This is a genomic window from Dactylosporangium roseum (assembly GCF_025264685.1).
Classification (GTDB): Bacteria; Actinomycetota; Actinomycetes; order Mycobacteriales; family Micromonosporaceae; genus Dactylosporangium; species Dactylosporangium roseum.
The window spans coordinates 1,131,296-1,151,820 of the sequence record NZ_CP073721.1 but is presented as its reverse complement, the minus strand read 5'-3'; the positions used below and the strand labels follow the sequence as shown (position 1 = coordinate 1,151,820).

Annotated in this window: 20 protein-coding genes, 1 tRNA gene and 1 riboswitch; of the genes, 11 read left to right on the top strand and 10 right to left on the bottom strand. The window is 69.6% G+C overall.

The annotated features are described in order from the left end of the window. Positions 1-281: 281 nt before the first annotated feature. The gene (locus Drose_RS05590; RefSeq protein WP_260727094.1) at positions 282-470 is read left to right on the top strand and encodes a winged helix-turn-helix domain-containing protein; all 189 of its coding nucleotides are present in this window, start codon (positions 282-284) and stop codon (positions 468-470) included. A gap of 249 nt (positions 471-719) precedes the next feature. Here the strand turns inward: Drose_RS05590 and Drose_RS05585 are convergent, their stop codons facing one another. From Drose_RS05585 to Drose_RS05570, 4 genes are all read right to left on the bottom strand, one after another. Beyond that, positions 720-1,661 carry a tyrosine-type recombinase/integrase gene (locus tag Drose_RS05585; protein ID WP_260727093.1) on the bottom strand — a complete coding sequence of 314 codons (942 nt, stop codon included), beginning with the start codon at positions 1,659-1,661 and terminating at the stop codon, positions 720-722. A 102-nt stretch (positions 1,662-1,763) separates the two neighbouring features. After that, positions 1,764-1,836 (bottom strand) — tRNA-Arg (locus tag Drose_RS05580). Positions 1,837-1,955: 119 nt separating this feature from the next. Next, on the bottom strand, positions 1,956-2,975 hold the full coding sequence (gene gntD, locus Drose_RS05575; protein WP_260727092.1) for a guanitoxin biosynthesis L-enduracididine beta-hydroxylase GntD: 1,020 nt from the start codon (positions 2,973-2,975) through the stop codon (positions 1,956-1,958). Positions 2,976-3,413: 438 nt separating this feature from the next. Continuing rightward, a complete protein-coding gene (locus Drose_RS05570) occupies positions 3,414-4,163 on the bottom strand; it encodes a single-stranded DNA-binding protein (RefSeq protein WP_260727091.1) in 750 nt (249 codons plus the stop codon). Between the two features lie 169 nt (positions 4,164-4,332). Between Drose_RS05570 and Drose_RS05565 the strand changes: the two genes are divergently transcribed. From Drose_RS05565 to Drose_RS05555, 3 genes are all read left to right on the top strand, one after another. Further along, a complete protein-coding gene (locus Drose_RS05565) occupies positions 4,333-4,608 on the top strand; it encodes a PhoD-like phosphatase N-terminal domain-containing protein (protein ID WP_260727090.1) in 276 nt (91 codons plus the stop codon). Beyond that, the gene (locus Drose_RS05560; protein WP_313900000.1) at positions 4,517-4,945 is read left to right on the top strand and encodes an alkaline phosphatase D family protein; all 429 of its coding nucleotides are present in this window, start codon (positions 4,517-4,519) and stop codon (positions 4,943-4,945) included. The genes Drose_RS05565 and Drose_RS05560 overlap by 92 nt, the downstream gene beginning before the upstream one ends. Before the next feature lie 112 nt (positions 4,946-5,057). Next, a complete protein-coding gene (locus tag Drose_RS05555; RefSeq protein ID WP_260727088.1) occupies positions 5,058-5,534 on the top strand; it encodes a GNAT family N-acetyltransferase in 477 nt (158 codons plus the stop codon). 77 nt (positions 5,535-5,611) lie between these two features. Here Drose_RS05555 and Drose_RS05550 read toward each other — a convergent pair whose 3' ends face one another. Continuing rightward, complete coding sequence (locus Drose_RS05550; protein ID WP_260727087.1) at positions 5,612-6,142, bottom strand: hypothetical protein; 531 nt, start codon at positions 6,140-6,142, stop codon at positions 5,612-5,614. A gap of 256 nt (positions 6,143-6,398) precedes the next feature. Between Drose_RS05550 and Drose_RS05545 the strand changes: the two genes are divergently transcribed. From Drose_RS05545 to Drose_RS05535, 3 genes are read left to right on the top strand one after another with little or no spacing between them, the layout of a single operon-like run. Continuing rightward, a complete protein-coding gene (locus Drose_RS05545) occupies positions 6,399-7,778 on the top strand; it encodes a ferredoxin reductase family protein (protein ID WP_260727086.1) in 1,380 nt (459 codons plus the stop codon). Between the two features lie 40 nt (positions 7,779-7,818). Beyond that, a complete protein-coding gene (locus Drose_RS05540) occupies positions 7,819-8,379 on the top strand; it encodes an FMN-binding protein (RefSeq protein WP_260727085.1) in 561 nt (186 codons plus the stop codon). Positions 8,380-8,381: 2 nt separating this feature from the next. After that, the gene (locus tag Drose_RS05535) at positions 8,382-9,152 is read left to right on the top strand and encodes an FAD:protein FMN transferase (RefSeq protein ID WP_313899999.1); all 771 of its coding nucleotides are present in this window, start codon (positions 8,382-8,384) and stop codon (positions 9,150-9,152) included. A gap of 15 nt (positions 9,153-9,167) precedes the next feature. On the opposite strand, the gene Drose_RS05530 is transcribed toward Drose_RS05535, so the two are convergent. From Drose_RS05530 to Drose_RS05520, 3 genes are all read right to left on the bottom strand, one after another. Further along, positions 9,168-9,527 (bottom strand): DUF1801 domain-containing protein, encoded by a 360-nt coding sequence (locus Drose_RS05530; protein WP_260727084.1) that lies wholly within the window; start codon positions 9,525-9,527, stop codon positions 9,168-9,170. Between the two features lie 44 nt (positions 9,528-9,571). After that, a complete protein-coding gene (locus Drose_RS05525; RefSeq protein ID WP_260727083.1) occupies positions 9,572-11,134 on the bottom strand; it encodes a serine/threonine-protein kinase in 1,563 nt (520 codons plus the stop codon). A 132-nt stretch (positions 11,135-11,266) separates the two neighbouring features. Next, positions 11,267-11,761 carry a GNAT family N-acetyltransferase gene (locus Drose_RS05520; RefSeq protein WP_260727082.1) on the bottom strand — a complete coding sequence of 165 codons (495 nt, stop codon included), beginning with the start codon at positions 11,759-11,761 and terminating at the stop codon, positions 11,267-11,269. Positions 11,762-11,773: 12 nt separating this feature from the next. Here Drose_RS05520 and Drose_RS05515 point away from each other — a divergent pair, with 12 nt between their 5' ends. From Drose_RS05515 to Drose_RS05500, 4 genes are all read left to right on the top strand, one after another. Continuing rightward, positions 11,774-12,505: a M50 family metallopeptidase gene (locus tag Drose_RS05515; RefSeq protein ID WP_390891330.1), complete on the top strand. Its 732-nt coding sequence runs from the start codon at positions 11,774-11,776 to the stop codon at positions 12,503-12,505. A gap of 310 nt (positions 12,506-12,815) precedes the next feature. Continuing rightward, on the top strand, positions 12,816-13,457 hold the full coding sequence (locus Drose_RS05510) for a hypothetical protein (protein ID WP_260727080.1): 642 nt from the start codon (positions 12,816-12,818) through the stop codon (positions 13,455-13,457). 721 nt (positions 13,458-14,178) lie between these two features. Further along, on the top strand, positions 14,179-14,643 hold the full coding sequence (locus Drose_RS05505) for a hypothetical protein (protein WP_260727079.1): 465 nt from the start codon (positions 14,179-14,181) through the stop codon (positions 14,641-14,643). Positions 14,644-14,895: 252 nt separating this feature from the next. Beyond that, positions 14,896-15,741, top strand: a complete 846-nt coding sequence (locus Drose_RS05500; RefSeq protein WP_260727078.1) for a helix-turn-helix domain-containing protein — start codon at positions 14,896-14,898, stop codon at positions 15,739-15,741. A gap of 91 nt (positions 15,742-15,832) precedes the next feature. Here the strand turns inward: Drose_RS05500 and Drose_RS05495 are convergent, their stop codons facing one another. Together Drose_RS05495 and Drose_RS38985 are read right to left on the bottom strand one after the other, a co-directional pair. Continuing rightward, positions 15,833-19,510: a PQQ-dependent sugar dehydrogenase gene (locus tag Drose_RS05495; RefSeq protein ID WP_260727077.1), complete on the bottom strand. Its 3,678-nt coding sequence runs from the start codon at positions 19,508-19,510 to the stop codon at positions 15,833-15,835. Between the two features lie 108 nt (positions 19,511-19,618). After that, positions 19,619-20,017 (bottom strand): ATP-binding cassette domain-containing protein, encoded by a 399-nt coding sequence (locus tag Drose_RS38985; RefSeq protein ID WP_260727076.1) that lies wholly within the window; start codon positions 20,015-20,017, stop codon positions 19,619-19,621. 359 nt (positions 20,018-20,376) lie between these two features. Further along, positions 20,377-20,518, top strand: a riboswitch (cyclic di-AMP (ydaO/yuaA leader). Positions 20,519-20,525: the final 7 nt, after the last annotated feature.

The following is a 20,525-nucleotide window of genomic DNA, read 5'->3' as shown; positions in this document are numbered from 1 at the left end:
GGAGGTGCGGGACCGCCACGGTGCGGGGGGCGGCCGGCGCGGCGACTATCCGAGCAGGAAGGCCGCGCCGACCGGAGGCCCGCCCAAAGTTTGCCGACTCGGGAAGCCTCGCCGAGATCGTAGCGATTTGCCTAGGAGAAACCAAGGACGGCCCAGACGTACAGGCAGGTCAGCAGTTCTTTGCAGGCGATGCGAAGGGCATGGTCTACTACCCGTGCCGACTCGGGAGTACCTATATGCCCGCAAACAAGGCCACCTCGTATCACGAGGTGGCTTCAGACTTGCGTTCCAAGATTCGCGGCGGCGAGTATCCGCCGGGTTCCAGGCTGCCCACGAACCAGCAACTCGCGGAGATGTACGGGGTGGCCCGGCAGACTATCGACACCGCGAAGGTCGTGCTGCGGACGGAGGGCCTGATCACCGACCGGACAAGGGCCGGCACGTTCGTTGCCGACCCGCTCCCGCCATGATCCGGAATTGCTCGCCAACTGGCTGATTGCCACCTGGCCGATGATCCCGGCGGATCGATCCGCATGGGTGCCGTCCGGGTCAGTGCAAGAAATCACATCGGTGGACAATCAGGGGCAACTATCCGAGCGAACAGGCTCGGGTTCGCCTCCGGACGACCCCGAGGGCGGCCCGGCGGAACCACGTGATGGAGTAGCAGCCCGCTCCGTGACCCGCCGGGCCCGTCCACCCACTACCCCGCCCGGGCCGCCCTACAGGCGGTCGCCGATCGTCTTCCGCTTCGCCGCCCGCCGGGCACGCGAGTTCTTTGCGCTGCGCCCATACCGTTTCGGCATCGCATCCGAGGACCAGCCGAACAGCTCCATGGCGTCGCCCTCCGAACCTTCGGCGTCCATCCACACATGCGCGGCGGTGTGCCGTAGCTGGTGGGGGTGAATCTTCGCGATGCCGGCCTGGCCGCAACGCCGCTCCAGCATCTGGGCGATCCCGGACACAGTGAGGTGGTCGTGAGCCTCCTTCCGTAGGGTGCTCAGCCACAACATCGGCGACGCCGCCGCGTTAGGGCGTTTCGCACGCACCCGGATGTACCGTTCGATGGCTTGGGCGCATTTCGGGCCGAGCGGCACCTTGCGGGTCTTGTTGCCTTTGCCGCGGACGGTGACCTCGTCGGTGCGCAGGTCGACGTCCTCGAGGCGGATGCCGGCCATCTCACCGACCCTGGGTGAGCCGGCCTCGCAGAACAATCGGATGACGGCATGGTCGCGGCGTTCCTCGAAGCTGGTGCCGGAGCACACCTTGAGGAGGGCTTTCAGGTCGGAGTCCTCGACGATCGGGGGCGGAACATCGTCGACGGCGGGTTCCTTCATGCCCTTCATCGGGGATGCCTGGATGATGTCCTCCTCGACCATCCAGTTGTAGAAGGCGCGCTGGCTGCGGAAGCGGATGGCCATGGTGGTGGCGGCGAGGCGCTCCAGGCGTGCGCTGAAGTACTCCTGGATGTCGATCTTTTTCAGGTCGGCGAGGTCTTTGCCGGCGTGGAACCAGGCGAGGTCGGCGAGGTCGCGGTGGTAGGCGGTGATGGTGTCCTCGGATCGGCGGGCGGCACGCAGGGAGCGGCGGAAGCCTGTCCAGTGCAGCCCGTTGGGGTCCTCCTCGAGGTGGTGCTTGGGGATGGCGACGCGTTGGGCTCGCATGCTGGCACGATACGCGTTTGCCGCACTCTTTTGCTGTATTAGCGCCGTACTACTACGCGTGTCGTCGCCTGCCCAGCGTTTCCGCTGGCAGGAGGGGTGTTGCGCGCCCGGTAGGACTCGAACCTACGACCTTGGGATTAGAAGTCCCCTGCTCTATCCACTGAGCTACGAGCGCATGTCGTCGCACAGGCTACCGCCACCCCGGGCGGAATTGCTTACGGGGAGCCGGATTTGCTGCGCCAAGGACAGCACGCGTCGCTGCGGGCGGCAACAGGGTTCTGCGAAACGGCTTGATCAGCCGATGCTACGGCCGTTGACCGAGGCCCGCATGCTGCGGGACTTGCGCAGGTCACGGGTCAGGCTGAGGCGCTTGAGCCAGCGGTCACGGCCGTCGTAACGGGCGCGGAACGCCTTGCGGCCGTGGACGGTGCGCCAGTTGTCGAGGAACAGGATCTCGCCGGGCTGGAGGGCCACGTCCTGAAGGTGCGTTTCGATCTCGGCGCACAGCCTGGTGAACGCGGCGGCGAACTCGTCCTGCTCGGGCAGGTCCATGTAGTACGGATCGACCCGGAGATACGGCCGGTCCTCCGCGCCGAAGACGAGCGCGACCGGCTCCGGCGCCTCGATCATCCGGTCGATCCGGTCGAAGCTGGTCATGCGGTCGGTCAGGCCCGGCACCTCGTCGCGACGCAGGATGTGCGCCTCGTCGGGGCGGATGACGAACCGCTTCTGGCGCAGCAGGGCCAGGTCTTCCGCGCTGAGCCGCAGGTCGGCCATCTGGGTGAGCGTCGTCGCCACGTTGTCGGGGTTGCGCAGGCACATCAGGCCCAGGTACTCGGGCCGGAAGGGGTGATACGCCTCCTCTGTGTGCCACTCCAGCTTGGTGACCGACCCGGTGCTGGTCTGATCGGACTCGTGACCCGGCCGCGGCGCGACGTGCTGCAGGAGGCGGCCCTGCTGATAGGTCTCCCAGCCGATCGGGTCGCCGAGGCAGGACGCGAACAGGAAGAACGCGATGTCGTGCCAGAGGGTGGCCTTCTCGTCGACGAGCTGGCCGCGGCCGAACGGGGTCGGTCCGATGGCGGCGTCGTCGACCGGCAGTCCTTGGATCAGCAGCGCGCCGTTGGGCTCCAGCATCTTGAAGTCCAGCAGCTCGGCACGAATGCGTGCCGGCAATTCATGGGACGCGAGGGTGACCGCGCGGAGGAATGGCTCGCTTTCGACGGTGTCGAACTCGTCGGCAAGGTGCTCGATCGTCCACTCGACGGACTTGAGCTCGTCGGCGTCAATGCATAGCGTGGCCGGTGCGACCATGCCGCCCTCCAGATCAAGAGCAAACCCGATGGGCAGACGGGTCGTGGACTATTCGGTCTCAATCGGCCGCCTGCGTGCGACAGCGCGCGCGCAGACTTTAGGACTCACCGCCGACGGCAGTCAATCTATCGAGGTCAACGAGCAACGCTGCTCTACGTGACGAAGTCTATGCTGACGTCGCCAATGTCAGCGGACGAACCGCAGATCAAGACGCGTCGGTGACCATTCCGCAATCCTGCCCAACGGGTCGGGAATGATCCATTCGTCCAATCAAGGTCGGCCTGAGCGGTCACCCGCGACAGCCGCCCCAGACGATGCCGGTCGTCGATGTTCTCCGGTAAGCGGCCGGGCCGGTGCCGGCCCCGTCGGAAGACGGGCTGGAACCGACCCGGCCACGGCTGCCTTCCACCCGGGCCCGCCTACCCGAATGGACCGTGACTATGCAGGCACCACCACCCGGCGCGACCGCTTCCGCCGGCCGGACGCCACCGCAGAGTCCTCGTCCGGGTCCATCGCAGCCACCGAGTCCACCGACTCCACGGCCTCGTCGTCCTCGCCGTCCTCGTCCGGGTCAGGCTCCCCCGCGCCGGCGAAGACGGACGCCGGGTCGGCGGCGAGCTCTCCCGCCAGCTCGGCGAGCACCTCGTCGGCGAACGGATCCCGGTCGGCCACGTGCTCGTCGACCAGGGTGACGAACCCGCCGAGCTCGGCGTCGTACTTCCGGCGCCGCGGCAGCTCGTTGACCTCCGACGCGGGAACGGTCGGCGCGCCGCCGATCCGCTGGTCGGAAAGCTCGTCGTCGACCGCGCTGGTCAACGTGTTGGCCTTCACCCGGGCGAACTTCGCCCGGCCACGCGAGAGATCGTGACCGACCGAGAACGCGTCCAGCTCGTAGCTCACCCGCCTGACGTGGTCCTCACCCTCCCAGTCGCGGCTGTAGAGCCGGCCGGTCACGATGACCGGGTCGCCGACGTTGACGCTGCGGGCCACGTTTTCGGCGAGCTGCCGCCAGCAGTTCACCCGGACCCGCAGACTGTCCCCGTCGACCCAGCGCTCGTTGACCTTGTCGAACCGCCGCGACGTCGTCGCGACCTTGAAGTGTGTGACCAGTGCCTGGCTCTCCACCAGCCGCCGGGCGTCCGGCGGGTTGAGCACGTTGCCCACCACCGTCACCGTTGTCTCGAACATCCTCGTCTCCCTCCACCTCTGGGCTCGGAGGGAGCTTGCGCCATACCACGCGGCCGCCGCTCGCGCCGCAGGGCGTTTCTGTGGACAGTGAAGCCCTTGTGGACAACGCCGCGACGTGCCACGAACAGGCCGGCGAACCGGCCACCCAGCGTACGGACACACTGTGTTCATGGGCGAGCCCGCGCTGGTCGCGTCGGGCACGGTGACGGCCCGCTCCGCCGAGGCGCACTCGGTCCACGTCGTGGCCGGCGGGCTCGACCCGGACGCCGAGTACTACTACCGGTTCCGCGCGCAGGGCCACATCTCGCCGGTCGGCCGGACCCGCACGGCCCCGGCGGTGACCACGCTCGGGCGTGACCTCACGATGGCGTTCGCCTCGTGCGCGCACTTCGAGTCCGGGCACTACACGGCCTACCGGCGGATGGCCGACGACCGTCCGACCTGATCCTGCACACCTGGGTGCCTACATCTACGAGGGCGGGGCGGGCTCCTCCGGGGTGCGGCAGCACCTCGGCAGCGAGATCGTCTCGCTCGCCGACTATCGGCGACGCTACGCGCAGTACAAGTCGAACCCGATCTCCAGGCGACCCACGCCGTCGCGCCCTGGCTGGTGGTCCCGGACGACCACGAGGTCGACTACGCCGACCAGAGTCGGCGACGATCGGCACCGAACTGGTCTGCACCTCGATCATCTCGGGCGGCTGGTGAACGGGCCCGGCGACGACTCATGCGACGACTCGCGCGGTCTGATCGCACGTGCATCTGCGGGTGCTGGATCATAGGCCGGGCGGGCGCACAGTCAAGAGGCAGGAACATTTCGCATGTGCACCATGAACGTGAATGACCGCCTTCCGGCGGGCACGGACCGACCACCCGGTTCTACCCTTGCTCACTATGAGCGCTGACGTGCTGCACAGCTACCGGATGCAGGTCGCCCGCGGGGTCCGGCGCCTGGCCGCCGACGACACGGAGCAGGTGGCGGAGCTGCTGGAACAGCTCGGTTACCCGCAGGCCGGGACCAACATCGCGGAGCGGTTGCGGCGCTGGGTGGAGCACCCCGGCGGCGCCTCGTTCGTGTGGGACGAGCGGGGCCGTCTGCTGGGCACCATCGCCGCGCACATCATCCCGTCGTTCGAGAAGGACGGCGCCTGGCTGCGCATCGTCGCCCTCGCCGTGTCGGAGTCGGCTCGCGGCCGGGGCATCGGCACCAGCCTTGTCGCGGCGGCGGAGACGTTCGGGCTCATGCGCGGCTGCTCGAGCGTCGAGGTCACCAGCCTGCGCAGCCGGGAGGGCGCCCACGCGTTCTACCGGGCACTGGGTTACCGGGACCGGTCGGACGCCGCCGGTCGTTTCCTGCGCCAGTTGCCGTAGCCGGCCACCGCCTGCGCACGACTGCGGCCTTGGCACGGCTTTCCCGAAATGCGACTTCGTGCAGAAGGCGCGAAATCCTAGCCGGTCAGCCGGGCCGCCAGAGCCTTCGCGACCCGCACCAGACCGTCGTCCACGGCCGCGGGAAGGTCGCCCCCGTTCAGATTCGCCACCGACACGACCACGATCAGGTTGCTCACCCGCATCGTGATGATCTGCGGCCGGCCGATCGCCTCCGTCCGCTGCCGGATCGCCTGGTCACCGACGCCCCGCAGACGCTCGGTGCCGCCGCCGGCGACCGTGACCGCGTCGAGGGACCGCGACGCCAGCTCCGGCCCGCCCACCCGGCCCTGCTTGGACACGAGGGTGAACCCGACGTTGATCTGCGTCGCACCGTCGGTGGCCGTGCAGTTTCCCCCTGAGGCCTCGAACTGGGCGCTCGGCAGCACCGGCGCGACCGTCGCGGCGTCGAGCACCGCGCAGCCGGGGACGGCCTTGAACCGGCCCTGCTCGGCGAACGCCCCGACGGAGTACAGGACGCCCAGCACCACCGCCGTGCCGCCGACGATCACGACCGTCGACACCAGGACAATTCGCCACAAGCGCTGCATCGCGCCAGTCTATTGCGACGTCCGCCACCACCGACCGTTCCCACCTCTGCCGATCTTGCAGTTGTGGTGCCGAGACACGCCCACAACGCCCAGCTTGTCAGGCACCACAACTGCAAGATCGACGCGCAACGGCGGGGAGTGGTCGGGGTGCCGTTTGTGGGCGAGGTGAAGAACGGATTAAGGGTGTGGTCTGGGGACAGGGGGTGCTGATATCACGATGACAGTGGAACCACATGCACCGTCCGCGGAGTCGATCATGACCGTCGCTCGGCAGCGCCCCGCCAGCCGGCTCGCGGCACCGGCCGCGCGGCCCGTGGAGCACAACAGCTCCGGACGGTTCCTGCTCCGCACCCTTTTCTGGAGCGGCCTGGCCGTCGCGCTGCTGCCGTGGTGGCTGGGGACCGGGACCGGTTCGATCGACACCGCCGCCGACCTGTTCCAGTCGGCCGGGCGGGTGACCGGGCTCGTCGCCGGCTATCTGCTGCTCATCCAGGTCGTCCTGATGAGCCGGGTGAGCTTCGTCGAGCGGTGGATCGGCGCGCGCCACCTGGGCCTGTGGCACCGGGAGCTCGGCGGCGCCGTGCTCGTCATGATCCTGACGCACGCCGCCCTGATCACGGTCGGTTACGCCGATGCCGATCGCGTCGGGTTCGTCAGCGAGCTGGGCACGATCCTGACCGAGTACGAGGACATGGTCACCGCCTTCCTCGCGGCCGGCATGCTCGTCTGCATCGGTCTGCTGAGCATCCGCGGGCTGCGCCGCGCCTTGCCGTACGAGTTGTGGTATTTCCTGCATCTGACCGCCTACCTCGCGCTGCTGCTGGGCTTCGCGCACCAGTTCTCCAACGGGCAGGAGCTCTTCAGGCCGGGCTTCGGCCGAACCGTCTGGATCGTCTTCTCCGCGGTGACCGCGGCCGCCGTGGTGTGGGGCCGGGTCGTCGCGCCGCTCCGGCTCAACCTGCGCCACCGTCTCCAGGTCGCCGACGTGGTGGCCGAAGGCCCCGACATGGTGTCGATCTACATCACCGGGCGGCGGCTGGACGACCTCGACGCCCGGGCCGGGCAGTTCTTCCGCTGGCGGTTCCTCGCCCGGAGGTACTGGTGGCAGGCGCACCCGTTCTCGCTGTCGGCCGCACCCAACGGCCGCTGGCTGCGGCTCACCGTCAAGACCGTCGGCGGCCACACCCGGCAGCTCCGCCGGCTACGACCCGGCGTGCGGATCTTCGTCGAGGGCCCCTGGGGCGACTTCACCGCCAGCCGCCGGGTCAAGTCGCGCGCCGTCCTCATCGCGGCGGGCAGCGGCATCGCACCGGTCCGCGCACTGTTGGAGGAGCTGCCGGCGGGTGCGGTGGTGATCTACCGGGCCGGCGCCGTGCACGACCTCCACCTGCGGCACGAGCTGGAGCACCTGGCCGAGCTGCGCCACGCCGAGCTGTGGTTCGTCGTCGGCGACCGGCGCGATCCCGGCCCGCGCCGCCTGTTCACGCCGGGCGGCATGCGCGACCTCGTCCCCGACATCACCGAGCGCGACGTGTACCTGTGCGGGCCCGACGGCCTCGTCGAACAGTCGCTCACGGTGCTGCGCCGCGTGCGCGTGCCCCGCCGGCAGATCCACCTGGACCCGTTCGAGTTCTGAGAGAGTTGGTACCGCGGTGCGACGCGCGATGATCGCCCTGATGGGCACGGCAGCGGGCACGATCCTGCTGGTCGGCGCCAAGGCGGGCGTCAGCAGCCCGTCCGATCAGGCGACGAAGCCGGCCGCCGACGAGCCGCCACCGGGCGTGACGCCGAGCGGCTCCGCTCCCCCGGACCCCTCCGCCGCCCCGCGGCCGGTCGCCTCCGGCAAGCCCGGCGCGTCGACCGGCACGACCACAGCGCCGGCGCCCGGGAAGACGACGGCACCCGGCCGGCCGAAGCCGACGACGGCCGCGTCCGATCCGCCGCGCACGGCGATGAAGGACGGCACGTTCAAGGGCGACGCCGTCTACGTCGACTACGGCACCGTCGAACTGTCGATCGTCGTCTCCGGCGGCAAGATCACCGACATCAAGGTGCTCGACTCGCCGAGCGACCACTCCCGGTCGGTGCGGATCGGCAACGCTGTGCTGCCGAAGCTGCGCGCCGAGGCCCTCGCGGCGCAGAGCGCGGACGTCGACTCCGTCTCCGGCGCCACGTACACCAGTTCGGGATACAAGATGTCGCTCCAGTCCGCGATCGACCGCGCGTACCGGCCGTAGCCATGGCGCACCTGGTCCGCGTCGAACACGTGATGGGCATGGCGGTGAGCCTCGACCTGTCCGACGACCTGCCGCTGCCGGAGCTGGAGCGGCTCGCCCACGGCGTGTTCGACTGGCTCCGCGTGGTGGACACGATCTTCAGCACGTATCAGCCGGAGAGCGAGATCAGCCGTCTCGGCCGGGGCGACCTGCGCCGCGCCGACTGCTCACCGGTCGTCGGCGAGGTCCTCGACCGATGCGCCGAGCTGTGGCGGGAGACGAACGGATACTTCGACGTGAACGCGGGCGGCACGCTGGACCCGTCGGGCTACGTCAAGGGGTGGGCGGTCCAGCGGGCCTGCGACCGGCTGCTCGCCGAGGGCTCCGCCAACCACTGCCTCAACGCCGGCGGCGACCTCTTCGTCCGCGGCGCTCCCGGCGGCGGCCGGGACCGCTGGCGGATCGGCATCCGCCACCCCTGGGAAGCCCTGTCGGTGGCATGGGTGCTGGAGATTACCGACCAGGCGGTCGCGACCTCGGGCACCTACGAGCGCGACCCCCACGTCCTGAATCCGTTCACCGGCAAGCCCGCGACGGCGCTGCGCTCGGTGACGGTCGTCGGCCCGGACCTGGGCACGGCGGACGCCTATGCCACGGCTGCTCTGGCCATGGGCCTGCCGGGCATCGACTGGCTGGCCACCATCGAGGGGCACGAGAGCGCCGTGGTGACCGAGGACGGCCGGGCTCTGCGCTCGGACGGCCTGCCGGTGGCCACGGACGCGCGGCAGACATAGATTGTGGCTGCCGCCCTACGAGACGGCCAGGTCGAGGTATTCGACCAGGTGCTCGTCGGTCGGAGCCGGCGCGCCAGGGGCGAAGCGCAGGTAGCGGAGGCGTTTGCCGGTGCCTTGGAGCAGGCCGTGCGGGTCGGGGAGGTCGGCGCCGTGCTCGAAACCCACCTGCACGGCGTCGGTGCCGGGGAAGACGGCGGCCACGTAGCCGCGCTCGGGGTGGTGGAAGCCGAGGCCGTGCCAGCCGCGGTAGACGCGCTGGGCGAGCTCGGGGCGGGCGGTCAGGATGACGTCGCGCAGGTGGCGTGTCAGGGCGCTGATGTCGGGACAATGCTCCTCGAGCAGGTCCTCGAAGCCCGGCGGGGCAGCCACAATCATGCCCACACCTCACCACACGGGTACGACAAAATCCCGCGGCTTTCCTACCAGGCGAACTCCTTGCCGCGGACCTCACCGCCGGGAATCAGGTCGCGGCCGGTGTAGACCCACTTCTGGACCACGACGTACCGATGGCCGCGGGGCAGGCGCACCTCGAACGGGCCGCAGTCGTGCTCGGGGGTCAGGTCGGTGAACATCATGCCGCCGCACTGGCGCGGGCCGTCCACCACGGCACCGGTGCCGGCGTTGAGCACGGACATCGTCACGTCCGCCTGGACGCCGGGCAGCGCCTTCATGTGGCCGACCATCCGCACCGCGTCGGCGCTGGTCGCGTGGCACGGCTGGGCCAGCGCCGGGTGGCCGAGATCCCAGGTGTAGCTGTCGCCGCACTCCCAGGAGCTCCACACGTCCGTCGCCTCGACCGGGGCCGCGCTCCGGCTGGACGCCTCGGCCGAGGTGCTGTCCGGCTTCAGGACGCCGTGCGTGCGGTTGGACCTGGCCGTGGGGCCGACGCCCGGCATGCTGCTGCCGCTCCAGCCGGTCGCCGGCGCCGCCGTCGCGTTGGCTCCGGGGGTCGTCGGGCCCGTGCCGCCGTCCGGCCGCTGGACGACGAAGAACCAGGTGGGGATGGCGAGGATCGCGAGCACCAGGGGTACCACCGCCAAATATGGCGCTCGGGAACGCGACGGCGACGACCGGGGTCTCGGCACGACCGGGTGTGGCGTGGTCGGGCCGTCGTCGACGGGTTGCGGCGGCATCGCCGGAAGATGGCGGAGCCGCTTCGCGACCAGACGCAGCGTCGCGGCGAGGTCCTTGGCCGACGGGCGGCGGCCCGGGCGCTTGTCCATGCACTGCTGGACGACCTGCCAGATCGCCTCGGGCATGCCCTCGACCGGACGCGGCGACTCGTCGACGTGGCGGCGCAGGATCGCCCAGGCGGGGCCGCCCGCGTACGTGGGGCGGCCGGTCGTGAGCTCGAAGAGCACGACGCCGAGGGCGTAGACGTCGACCGCCGGTGCCGGGCGCCCGCCGTAGACCGTCTCGGGGGCGACGTAGTTGGCCGTGCCGACGAGCGCGCCCGGTGTGGTCATGCTCGGGGTGTCGAGAATCCGGGCGATGCCGAAGTCGGTCAGCCGGCAGTGCAGCCTGCCGTCGACCCGGTCGAGCAGGATGTTGTCGGGCTTGAGGTCGCGGTGCACGATGCCGCGCCGGTGCGCGGCCGCGAGCGCCTCGGCGACCTGCGCGACCAGCAGGGCCGCCTCGGACGGGGGCAGGCTGCCGCACCCCTGAAGGTGGTCACGCAGGCTGCCGCCCTCGACGAGGTCCATGACCAGGCCGAGCGAGGTCCCGACGGTCACCAGGTCGTGCACGCCCACGATGTGCGGATGCCGCAGCATGAGGAGGATCGCCCGCTCCTGGACGAACCGGTTGACCGCCTTCGGCTCGGCCATCAGGTCTTCACGCAGCAGCTTGACCGCGACCTGCTCGTCGCCGCTGAGGGACCGGGCCCGCCAGACGGTGCCCGTCCCGCCACCGCCGATCGGCTCGATCAGCTCATATGCGTCACCGATCCGGTAACCCGTGAGGTCACCGGACTGATCTTCCAATCGAGCCTCGGTGTGGTGGCGCGTTTCGGGGGGAGTACGCATCGAAATATTGGTACAGAACGCAAGATGTAGGTCACAACCTGTACCAGGGAAGACGCCCCTAGAGGGTTACCCGCGGCGCGTTCAACAGCTTTACAGGCGCCGATACATGATATGAAAGTCGACCAACCCGTGCTTCGTGCTCTGGAAGCCGTCGGGGATGGTGCCGACGATGATGAACCCCAATGAACGCCACAGCCGCACGGCAACGGTGTTGGTCGACACCACGGCATTGAACTGCATCGCCGTGTAGCCCAGCTCGCGAGCCCGGTCGAGACAGTGCGCGCCCAGCGTGCGCCCGAGGCCGCGGCCACGCGCCCGGCCCGAGACCATGAAGCTCGCATTGGCGACGTGCGCGCCGAGCTTGCCCTTGTTGGGCCCGACCTTGTACGTGCCGAGCACCTCGCCGTCCTCGACCGCCACCCAGGTCTCGAACGGCGGGGCGAGCAGCCAGTGCGCCCGCGCGTCGGCCTCGGTGGAGTCCGGGTCGTTGTCGTAACTCTCACCGGCCGCGACCACCTCGTGCCACACGTCCCACAGCCCGGGCCAGTCGGTGTCCACGAAGCGCCTGATCTCCACGCTGTTCATTCAACACGTCAGATGGCAGGCTCTGCATTCGTGTTCGACGTGTTGAACGACGCATTCGGCCGCCAGCCGTCCCCCAGCCGCGAGGTGGTCATCGCGACGGCGGTGCTCGCACTGCTCGCGGTGCTCGTCCGGCCGGCCTGGAAGGTCATGCGTAACTTCGTGACCATCGCACACGAGGGGGGCCACGCCCTCGCCGCGGTGCTGAGCGGCCGCCGGCTGTCCGGCATCCGGCTGCATTCGGACACGTCCGGGCTGACCCTGTCCCGCGGCCGTCCGACCGGCCCGGGCATGGTGATCACCGGCCTGGCCGGCTACATCACGCCGTCGCTGCTGGGACTCGCCGCGGCCGCGATCCTGGGCGGCGGAAGGCTCACGATCCTGCTCTGGATCTTGTTGGTACTTCTGGTGCTGATGCTGATCATGACCCGGAACGTCTACGGCGTGATCTCGATCGTCGCGGCGGGCGCGATCGTCTTCACCGTCTCGTGGTTCGCCTCGGCGGAGATCCAGGGCGCGTTCGCCTACGCCTTCGCGTGGTTCATGCTGCTCGGCGGCGTGCGGGCCGTGTTCGAGCTACAGCAGTCCCGCTTCCGCCGCCAGGCCCCGAACTCGGACGCCGACCAGATCGCCCGGCTGACCCGCGTCCCGGCCATCGTCTACGTGGCGTTCTTCGTGCTGGTCTGCCTCGGATCGCTGGCCTTCGGCGTGCGGCTCATGCTGGGACCGGTGCGGGACCTGCTGTGACCGCCTGACCGACGTCGGCAGGCCGGTGCGGCGACGTCCGCGGCGGGCCGGCGCCGCCCCGGCCTGCCGCGCGAAGCGCGACGAGCAGCCTCGACGTGGTCGCGTGCCGCGCGATCGCGGTACACATGATCAGGGGTCCGGACAGCCGGCGCCGACCGGCGACCTGGTCGCCGTCTCCGTGGTGGGCGGAACCCAGCGACACGCGGTCATGAATCCCACTTCACCCACCTTCTTGGTAGGTGGGAATCACGGCCGGAATCCATTAGAATGTGTGTACGAAAATTGCTCTTGACCTGGGAGGAGAGCGCCCGTGACCGCCCCCACTACCCCACCCGGATCCGTTCCCTATGCGACGCTGCTGAGCTTCACCCGCTACGTCGGGCGCACCGGCCCGCGCAAGGCCAGCTTCGTCGGCGGGCTGCGCCGGCAGCGCGAGTCGGGCTCCGGATTCAACCCGCACGGGCAACTCGTCAAGGCCCTCAAGGCCGACATCCAGTTCCGCACCGGCGGCACCTATCTCAACGCCGTCGTCGAGCAGGTCAACGCCCGCTGGAAGCCGCTCTACGAGTCGGTGGTGCCCGGCGCGCTGAAATACCTGGAGTCGCTGGACACCCCGGTCGAGGTCACCCCGACCCGCGACACTCTCGGCATGATCGGCTCACTCCCGGTCAAGATCAACCCACACTTCGGCCTACGGTATGCCGACGGCCGCGGCGAGGCGGTCCGTCTGCACTTCGACGAGGACCCGCCCCGGGACGAGGCCGCGGTCGCCACGCTGCACCTGATGACCCGCCACATGGACCTGGTCCTGCCCAACGCCACCCCGATCCTGGTCGACATCCGCCGCGGCGACGCGCTCCGCCCCGACCCGGCCGTCAAGCCGGAGGAAGTCGAGCGCTGGCTGGCCGGCGAGGCGGCCGCCTTCTCCGCCATGTGGGGCGCGACGGCTTGACCCTCCCCCTCGCGGGAGCGGGCAAGGCGCGCCCTCGCCGGCAGCCTTGCCCGCTTCCGCGCACTTGTTGCGCCCGCCTCGAACGGCGGCGATGTTGGACCTGGTGAAAGTCCGCGGCGTGGCGGGGTGACATCGGTCGATGCTTCAGGCGGCGCGCCCCAGCCCGGGCGACTCCAGATCATGGGAAAGATCTGGCTATCTGGGCAGCCGCATCTTTCCCATGATCATGAGATCGAGCGGCACGGCGGCGGAACGCACGCCGGCTCGCCTGGACCGAAGCCGCCGCGCAACCACGCGAAAGTGCGAAAGTCGAGCCGCGGTCAGGGCGATGGGAGCCGAGGCGCCCAAATGGGTGGTTTTGCCATAGTAGCCAGATACTGCACAGCAGGGCATGATCAATACGTAGCCACTCGGTCACACATCGACATCTTCCGGTGCTAGGTTGGCCGCTGTGTGCCTTCCGGCATCGCGGAGCGTAGCGAGCACCGAGCGGTGGCCACAGGGAGCCGCGGAACCGCGGAAGCGGACACCCGAGCGCGGAAAAACCTGAGCACAGAAAGATAGGGATGCAATGACGGAGGGCCGGCATCACCGGCGTCCCGACGACGACCACACGGAAGACGGGATCTACATCCCGCCCCCGCGTGAGATGCCACGCCCCCGGTCTGAGCCGACCGGATCGCCCGGGCAACCAGCTCACCCCGACACCCCCTCCCCCTGGGTGCCGCAAGCACCGGCCGAACCGGGCCCGTCCGAGCCGCCCGACGCTCCGCTGTACTACACGCCGGCACCCGGCTGGCCATCCGCCGACGAGAACGACGAGGAAGACGCGGAGGAGCCGGAGGGCGAAGTCTGGACACCCCAGCCGGCAGCGGCCTGGCCACCACAACGGATCCCGAGGCAACGGCAGCCGTATGAGCCCCCACCGGTACAGCCCCCACCGGTCCGGCCGCCCGAACGGCGATCGTCGGGCACCGCATGGTGGATCGCGATCGGGATCATCGTCGTCGCACTCGCCGTTGCCGCCGGGGTGCTCGTCGGTCTCAACCTGGCGCGGCGCGACTCCGGCGCTCACGGCGCCGCCTGCGACCGTCCGGCGCCGCACCCGACCGAGATCGGCGGCTGCGACCGGTCGCGGATCATCCCGCCGGGACCCGCCCACGCCCTCGCGAAGCCGACGGAGTAGCCGTTCGACGCGTGGATCCCGGAGCCCGCCGCTCGCCGTACACGGTCGCGCCACCCTGTCCGGCGGGAGGCGATGCGACAGGTCGCGAAAGCCTGTCCGGCCAGCGCGATGGCCAAGATGTTCCTGGCCGCCACGCGCCGCGATGAGGTCGAGAACCGACGAAAAGCGCTGGGTGCATCTGCCGCAAATCGGGTAGAAACGCGGAGCCCTCGACGGGGGCGATGCCATTTGTACGCGATTGGGGTGATGGCCATGAGCGGGCCTATCGTGGGCAAGCGCCGCCTCCGGGCCGAACTGAGGCGGCTCCGGCGCGAACGCGAACTGACCCAGGACCAGGTGGCCGCCGACATGGAGTGGTCGCTGTCCAAGCTCATCCGCATCGAGAACGGCACCGTCGCCATCTCGGTGAGCGACCTCCGCAGCCTCCTGGCCTACTACCGCGTCCACGACACCAAGATGGTCGACGACCTGCTCGAGCTCGCTCGGGCGGCGAAGCGGCGAATGTGGTGGGACGAGTACCGCGCGAGTGTGCTCTCGCAAATGCTCACCTATGTGGGATTCGAAGCCGAGGCGGTCGCCATCGGCGAGTGGTCGCCGATCATGTTCCCGGCGCTGATGCAGACCCGGCGTTACGCGTCGGCGACCAGCGTCGCCGACCACGACGGCGACTCACCCGTCGCGGAGCGGCGGGTCGAGTTCCGGATGCGGCGGCAGGACGAGTTGCTCTCCCGTGAGCAGCCGCCGCGAATCCTGACGGTCCTGGACGAGTCGGTGCTGCGTCGCCAGCCCGTCCACAACGACGAGGCGCTGCTCGTCGACCAGATCGAGCACGCGATCGAATTTGCCCAGCGGCCGTACGCCGACGTGCGCATCGCCCCGCTGAACATGGGATACCACCCGGGTTGGGAAGGCGAATTCACGCTGCTCGAATTCGGCGCCGACGACGGCGTGCTCTACCGCCAGGGGCTCCTCTGGGAGGAACCCGACGCCGTGGTGACCTACCGGGAGGTGCTGCGCCGACTGGCCGACCGCGCCCTGGCGCACGATGCCTCGATCGACTTCATGCGGCAGGTCGCCGGTGAGCTGAAGCGCGGCTGACCACAACGCGAAAAGGAAAGGCGGCTGACGCATGACGCCGGCCGATGCCCGTAGGAAGCACCGGCCGGCGTCATGCACGCCGATGGACCCGTCAGGCGGGCGGGTGGAAGAGAACCCCCTTGCCGCTGCGCAGTGTCGGCTGGTTGTTCGAGTACTGGTAGGCGATCGTCCCGGCCGCGTTCTCGATGCCGACCGTGGCGTCGCTGCCCTGCTCGAAGGCGTTGTCGAGGTCCTTGTACGCGAAGGCGATGTCGCCGTTCTCGTAGAAGACCGCCTCGAACGTCAGGCGCCGTGACGTGTTGCCGTAGAGGTACACGTTGCGCCACTCGACGACGTACGCCCGGTTCGGCGCCGTTCCGGTCAGCCCGGTGCGCACGCTGGCCGAGCCGTCGATCACGAGGTCGGACCAGAACGGGTACGCGGTCGCGTTCGGGGCCGCGGTCGTCGGCAGGGTCGTGTGGTCGGCGTTGGCAGCGCCGGGGTTCACGAAGCTGACCTTGCCGTTGGTGTCGACCCAGGCGGTCGGATAGCTCTGCCCGTACACCTTGACCGGGAACGGCAACGTCAGCTCGGCGATGCCCTCGTCGCCCGTCAGGGTGAGCGGCGTGTCGGCGTCGATGAACGCCCGGGTGCCGTCGGCGCAGGTGTAGCCGAACGCGTCGGCGCCCTGTGTCAGCGCGAGGTTCACGGTCGAGGTGCCGGCCGTGACGGTCACCGGCGCGCTCGCGCCACCGCCGCCGCAGGCCCCGCCGGACCCGACCGACGCGCTGACGGTGTAGTTGCCCACCGTGACGCCGGTGAAGGTGTACGTGCCGTTGGCGCCCGTCGTCTTCGTGGCGCCGCCCGGCGACAGCGTGACGGTCGCGCCCGACACCGGCGTGCCGGTGCCCTGGTTGGTGACGGTGCCGGTGATCGTGCCCGTCACCGGCGGTGGCTCCTCGCCGCCGCCACCCGGCGCCTTGAACAGCACGCCGATGCCGTTCTGGAGGGTCGAGGTGTTGTTCGAGTACTGGATGCCGACCGTGCCGGCGGCGTTCTCGATGCCGACGGTCGCCGACGCACCCGCCTCCGCGGTGTTGTCGATGCCGGAGTAGTTGGTCACGACGTCACCATTCTCGTACAGCACCGCCTCGGCGTTGATCCGCCGGGACGTGAAGCCGTACTGGTAGGCGTTGCGCCACTCGACGACGAACTGCCGGTTGGGCGCGGTGCCGATCAGCGCGGTGCGCACGCTCGCCGAGCCGTCGACGACCAGGTCCGACCAGTAGGCGTAGATCGTCGAGTTGGGCAGCGACGTCGACGGGACGGCACCGTGGGCGATCGTTGAGGTGCCCTGGTCGGCGAAGCTCAGCCGGCCGTTGGTGTCGACCCAGGCCGAGTTGTACGTGGTGCCGTAGAACTTGACGCCGAAGGGCAGCGTGATCTGGGTGAGGTTGTCGTCGCCGGTCAGCGGCAGCACCGTGCCCTCGGCCGGGATGAACGTCCGCGCGCTCGCCGAGCAGGTGTAGCCGAAGCTGTCGCCGCACGACGAGGTGTAGTTGGCGGTGTACGTCCGGTCGGTCGCCGGCGCGGTCACCACATGGGTCTGCGCGCCGCCGTCCGACCAGCGGCTGAACGCCTGCGGGACGCCGTTCTGGTTCTGCGGCGTCGGCGCGCTGACCGTGTTGGTCGAGCCCTGGATGACGGTACGGGTGAACGGCGCCGCCGCGCTCGTCGCGCCCACGGTCAACTGGAGGCCGGCCGGGTCGGACACGAACGTGAGGTCGACCGTCTTCGGCTGCACGTTGACCGCGGTGGTGCTGGTCAGCCCGCCCGAGTCGGTCGCCGTCATGCGGAACTCGAGATACGACGGGTACTCGTGGTCGGGTGCGGCGAGCGTGCCGCTCGCGACGCCGGCGAGCGTCTGCATCGGGTGCTCGTGGCACACGCCCGGCGACGAGCAGTGGTGCAGGATGATCGTCCAGTTCAGCGCCGACCCCGGCAGGGTGCCCTGCTGCGGGTCGGTGGCGTGCCCGGAGAAGTTGATCGTGTCGCCGACCGCCCAGGTGAGGCCGGCCGCCGGGCCGTCGATGATCGCGGTCGGCGCGTCGTTGCCGGCCGTGATCGTGATCGTCTTGTCGTTGCTCACCCCGAGCGTGTCGGTGACCCGCAGGCGAGCCGCATGCGTGCCGGGGGTCGTGTAGGTGTACGTGGTGGTCGGCGTCGCCGACGGCGCACCGGTGTCGAATGCGCCGTCGTTGGTGAAGTCCCACTGGTACCTCAGCAGGCCCTGGTCGGCCGGGTCGGCGTCACTGGACGTCGAGCCGTCGAAGTTCACCGTCAGCGGGGTGCCGCCGGAGGTACGGTCCGTCGTGATCGCGGCGACCGGCGGCTGGTTGCCGTTGTAGTACCGGATCCGCCGGACGGTGCCGCCCAGGTCCACGTAGTACAGCTCGTTGCCGGGGCCGACGGCGAGATCGACCGGGTTCGCGGCGCCGGCGGCGAACGTGATGATGTTCGACGGGTTGGGCAGGCCGTTGCCGCCCGGCATCATCGCCCAGATGCAGTCGCGGCTGTAGTCCGAGAAGAACATGGCGCCGCGGTACGCCGTCGGATAGGGGCCGGTGTCGGACGGGTAGAACGCCACGCCGGACGACGACGAGCTGCCGCTCGGGCACGACTCGCCGGCGACCACCTTCGCGTTGTGGTTCCACGCGTAGTAGGGCTGGACGTTCGGCACCGGCGGGTTCGCGCCGTACATCGGCTCGCACAGGTTGAGGTTCGCGCCGTCGTAACCGCCCTGCGGGTTCGGGCCCTCGATGCACGGCCACCCGTAGTTGCCGACCGGCGTGCCGGTCGGGTTCGCCACCCGGTTGATCTCCTCGTACGTGTTCCAGCCGACCTCGCCGCTCCAGACCTCGTTGGTGCCGGGGCGCATGGTGAAGCGGAACGGGTTGCGCATGCCGTAGGCGACGACCCGGCGGGCGTTGGCGTCGGCCGACGCGGCGAGCGGGTTGTTCGGCATGGCGGCGCCGGTGTTCGGGTCGATCCGGATGATCGTGCCGTTGAGCTGCGTCGGGTCGCCGGTGGTCCGGACGTCCTGGGAGCGCAGCGCGCCACCCTCGGCGGTCGGCGGGTTCATCACGCCGCCCGGCGGGTCCCCGCACGGGTTGACCGGGCTGCCGAACTGGCCGTAGTCGGTGGCGCTGAAGCTGGCGCCGTCGCCGGCGGACGCGTAGAGCGCGCCGTCGGCGCCGAAGCGCAGGTCGCCGATCGAGTGGCTGGGGAACTGCTGGCACCAGTCGGTGATGAGGACCTGCTCGTTGCCGGTCATCTGGTTGCCTGCGGCCCGCAGACGGGAGAGGCGTCCGGTGACGACGCAGTCACCGTTGTTGGCGTTGGAGCAGACGTCGTTCCACCGGGGCGCGGTGCCGCCGGGCAGGGCATCGTAGGTGTAGAGGACGTAGACCCAGGGGTTGGCCGGGAAACCGGGCGCCAGCGCGAGGCCGAGCAGGCCGCGGTCCCACTGGTCGTGCACGTTGGTGCGCAGGTCGGCGAACGTGTCCGGGGTCGGGTCGGCCAGGCTGTCGAAGACCTTGACGACGCCCCGCTTCTCGGCGACGAAGACGCGGCCGTCCGGGGAAAACTCGATGTTCGTCGGGTTGTTGAGCCCGCTGAAGACCACTTGCTCCTGGAATCCGGTCGGCATCGTCACCGCCGCGGCCGGCTGCCCACCGGCGATCGGCGTGATGACACCGGCCATGAGCGCGGCGGCAAGGAATGTGCGCACGGCTCGTCGACGCATCGACATGGACCGTCCCCTCCTGAGGGTGAGGCGGAGGCAGCGGGACCGCTGAAATTGCGCCAGCCTACCGACCACCCGCCAAATGAGAAACCGTCACATCGCCACCCCCCATCCGCTGCGTTGATCATGCAGTTGTGGTGCCTCGACACTCCCGCGATGTCCGGGTTTGTCAGGCACCACAAGTGCATGATCAACGGGAATGGGGGGTGGGGTGGGGGCAGCGGTTCTCGTAGCAGGGCCTGGCGAGCTTGTAGGACTTGGCGGTCGGGTCCGTGAATCGGCGAAGGTGGGCCGGCCCTCCATGACCCGACTGACTCCGCGGCGCACGATCGCGGCCGGGCGCAGGCGGTGGATCGGCCGGTCGCCAAGCGCGACGGCGCCCTTGGTGAGCGCGCCGTCGTGCACGTCGAGCAGGCCGGACAGGGCCCGCAACAGGGTGGTGTTGCCCGCGCCGTTCGCACCGAGCAGCGCGACGATCCGGCCGGGAGGCACGGCCAGGCTGACGCAACATCACGTCGTCGAGGCTCTGGACCCGTAACACCGGCGGCCCCTGTGGGGTCTGAGGTGGGGGGGTCAAACTTTGTGCATCATCGGTGAACACCGTTCCGGACATTTAACCTGGTCTCTGAAAAGAATCAAGCCCCAAATATGTGTCCGTCAACACTGTTGGCCAACTCGACATAACCGTCCGATGTGGACCAGCGACGGGCGGTAATTCGGACTTTTGGGGTAATAGATATTGAGGCCGACGGGTGGGTTTCGCGATCCCGTCGGTGACGTTAGGTTAGGCCCTGGCCTGCTCGGCAGTCCGTCGCCCACCCCGGGCGGCGCCGGGCAAGCGCCGCCGAATCGAGCTTCGCGCGCTGCGGCGCGCATCGAGCCGGGGACCCCGATCTCCGGGGGTGAATCCGCTGACCAAGGACGGTCGCGGTAGGGCGCTCCTCTTCTCGCCCGAACCCGTCAGCTAACCCGGTAGGCGGTCAGCACGAAGAAGGGTCCT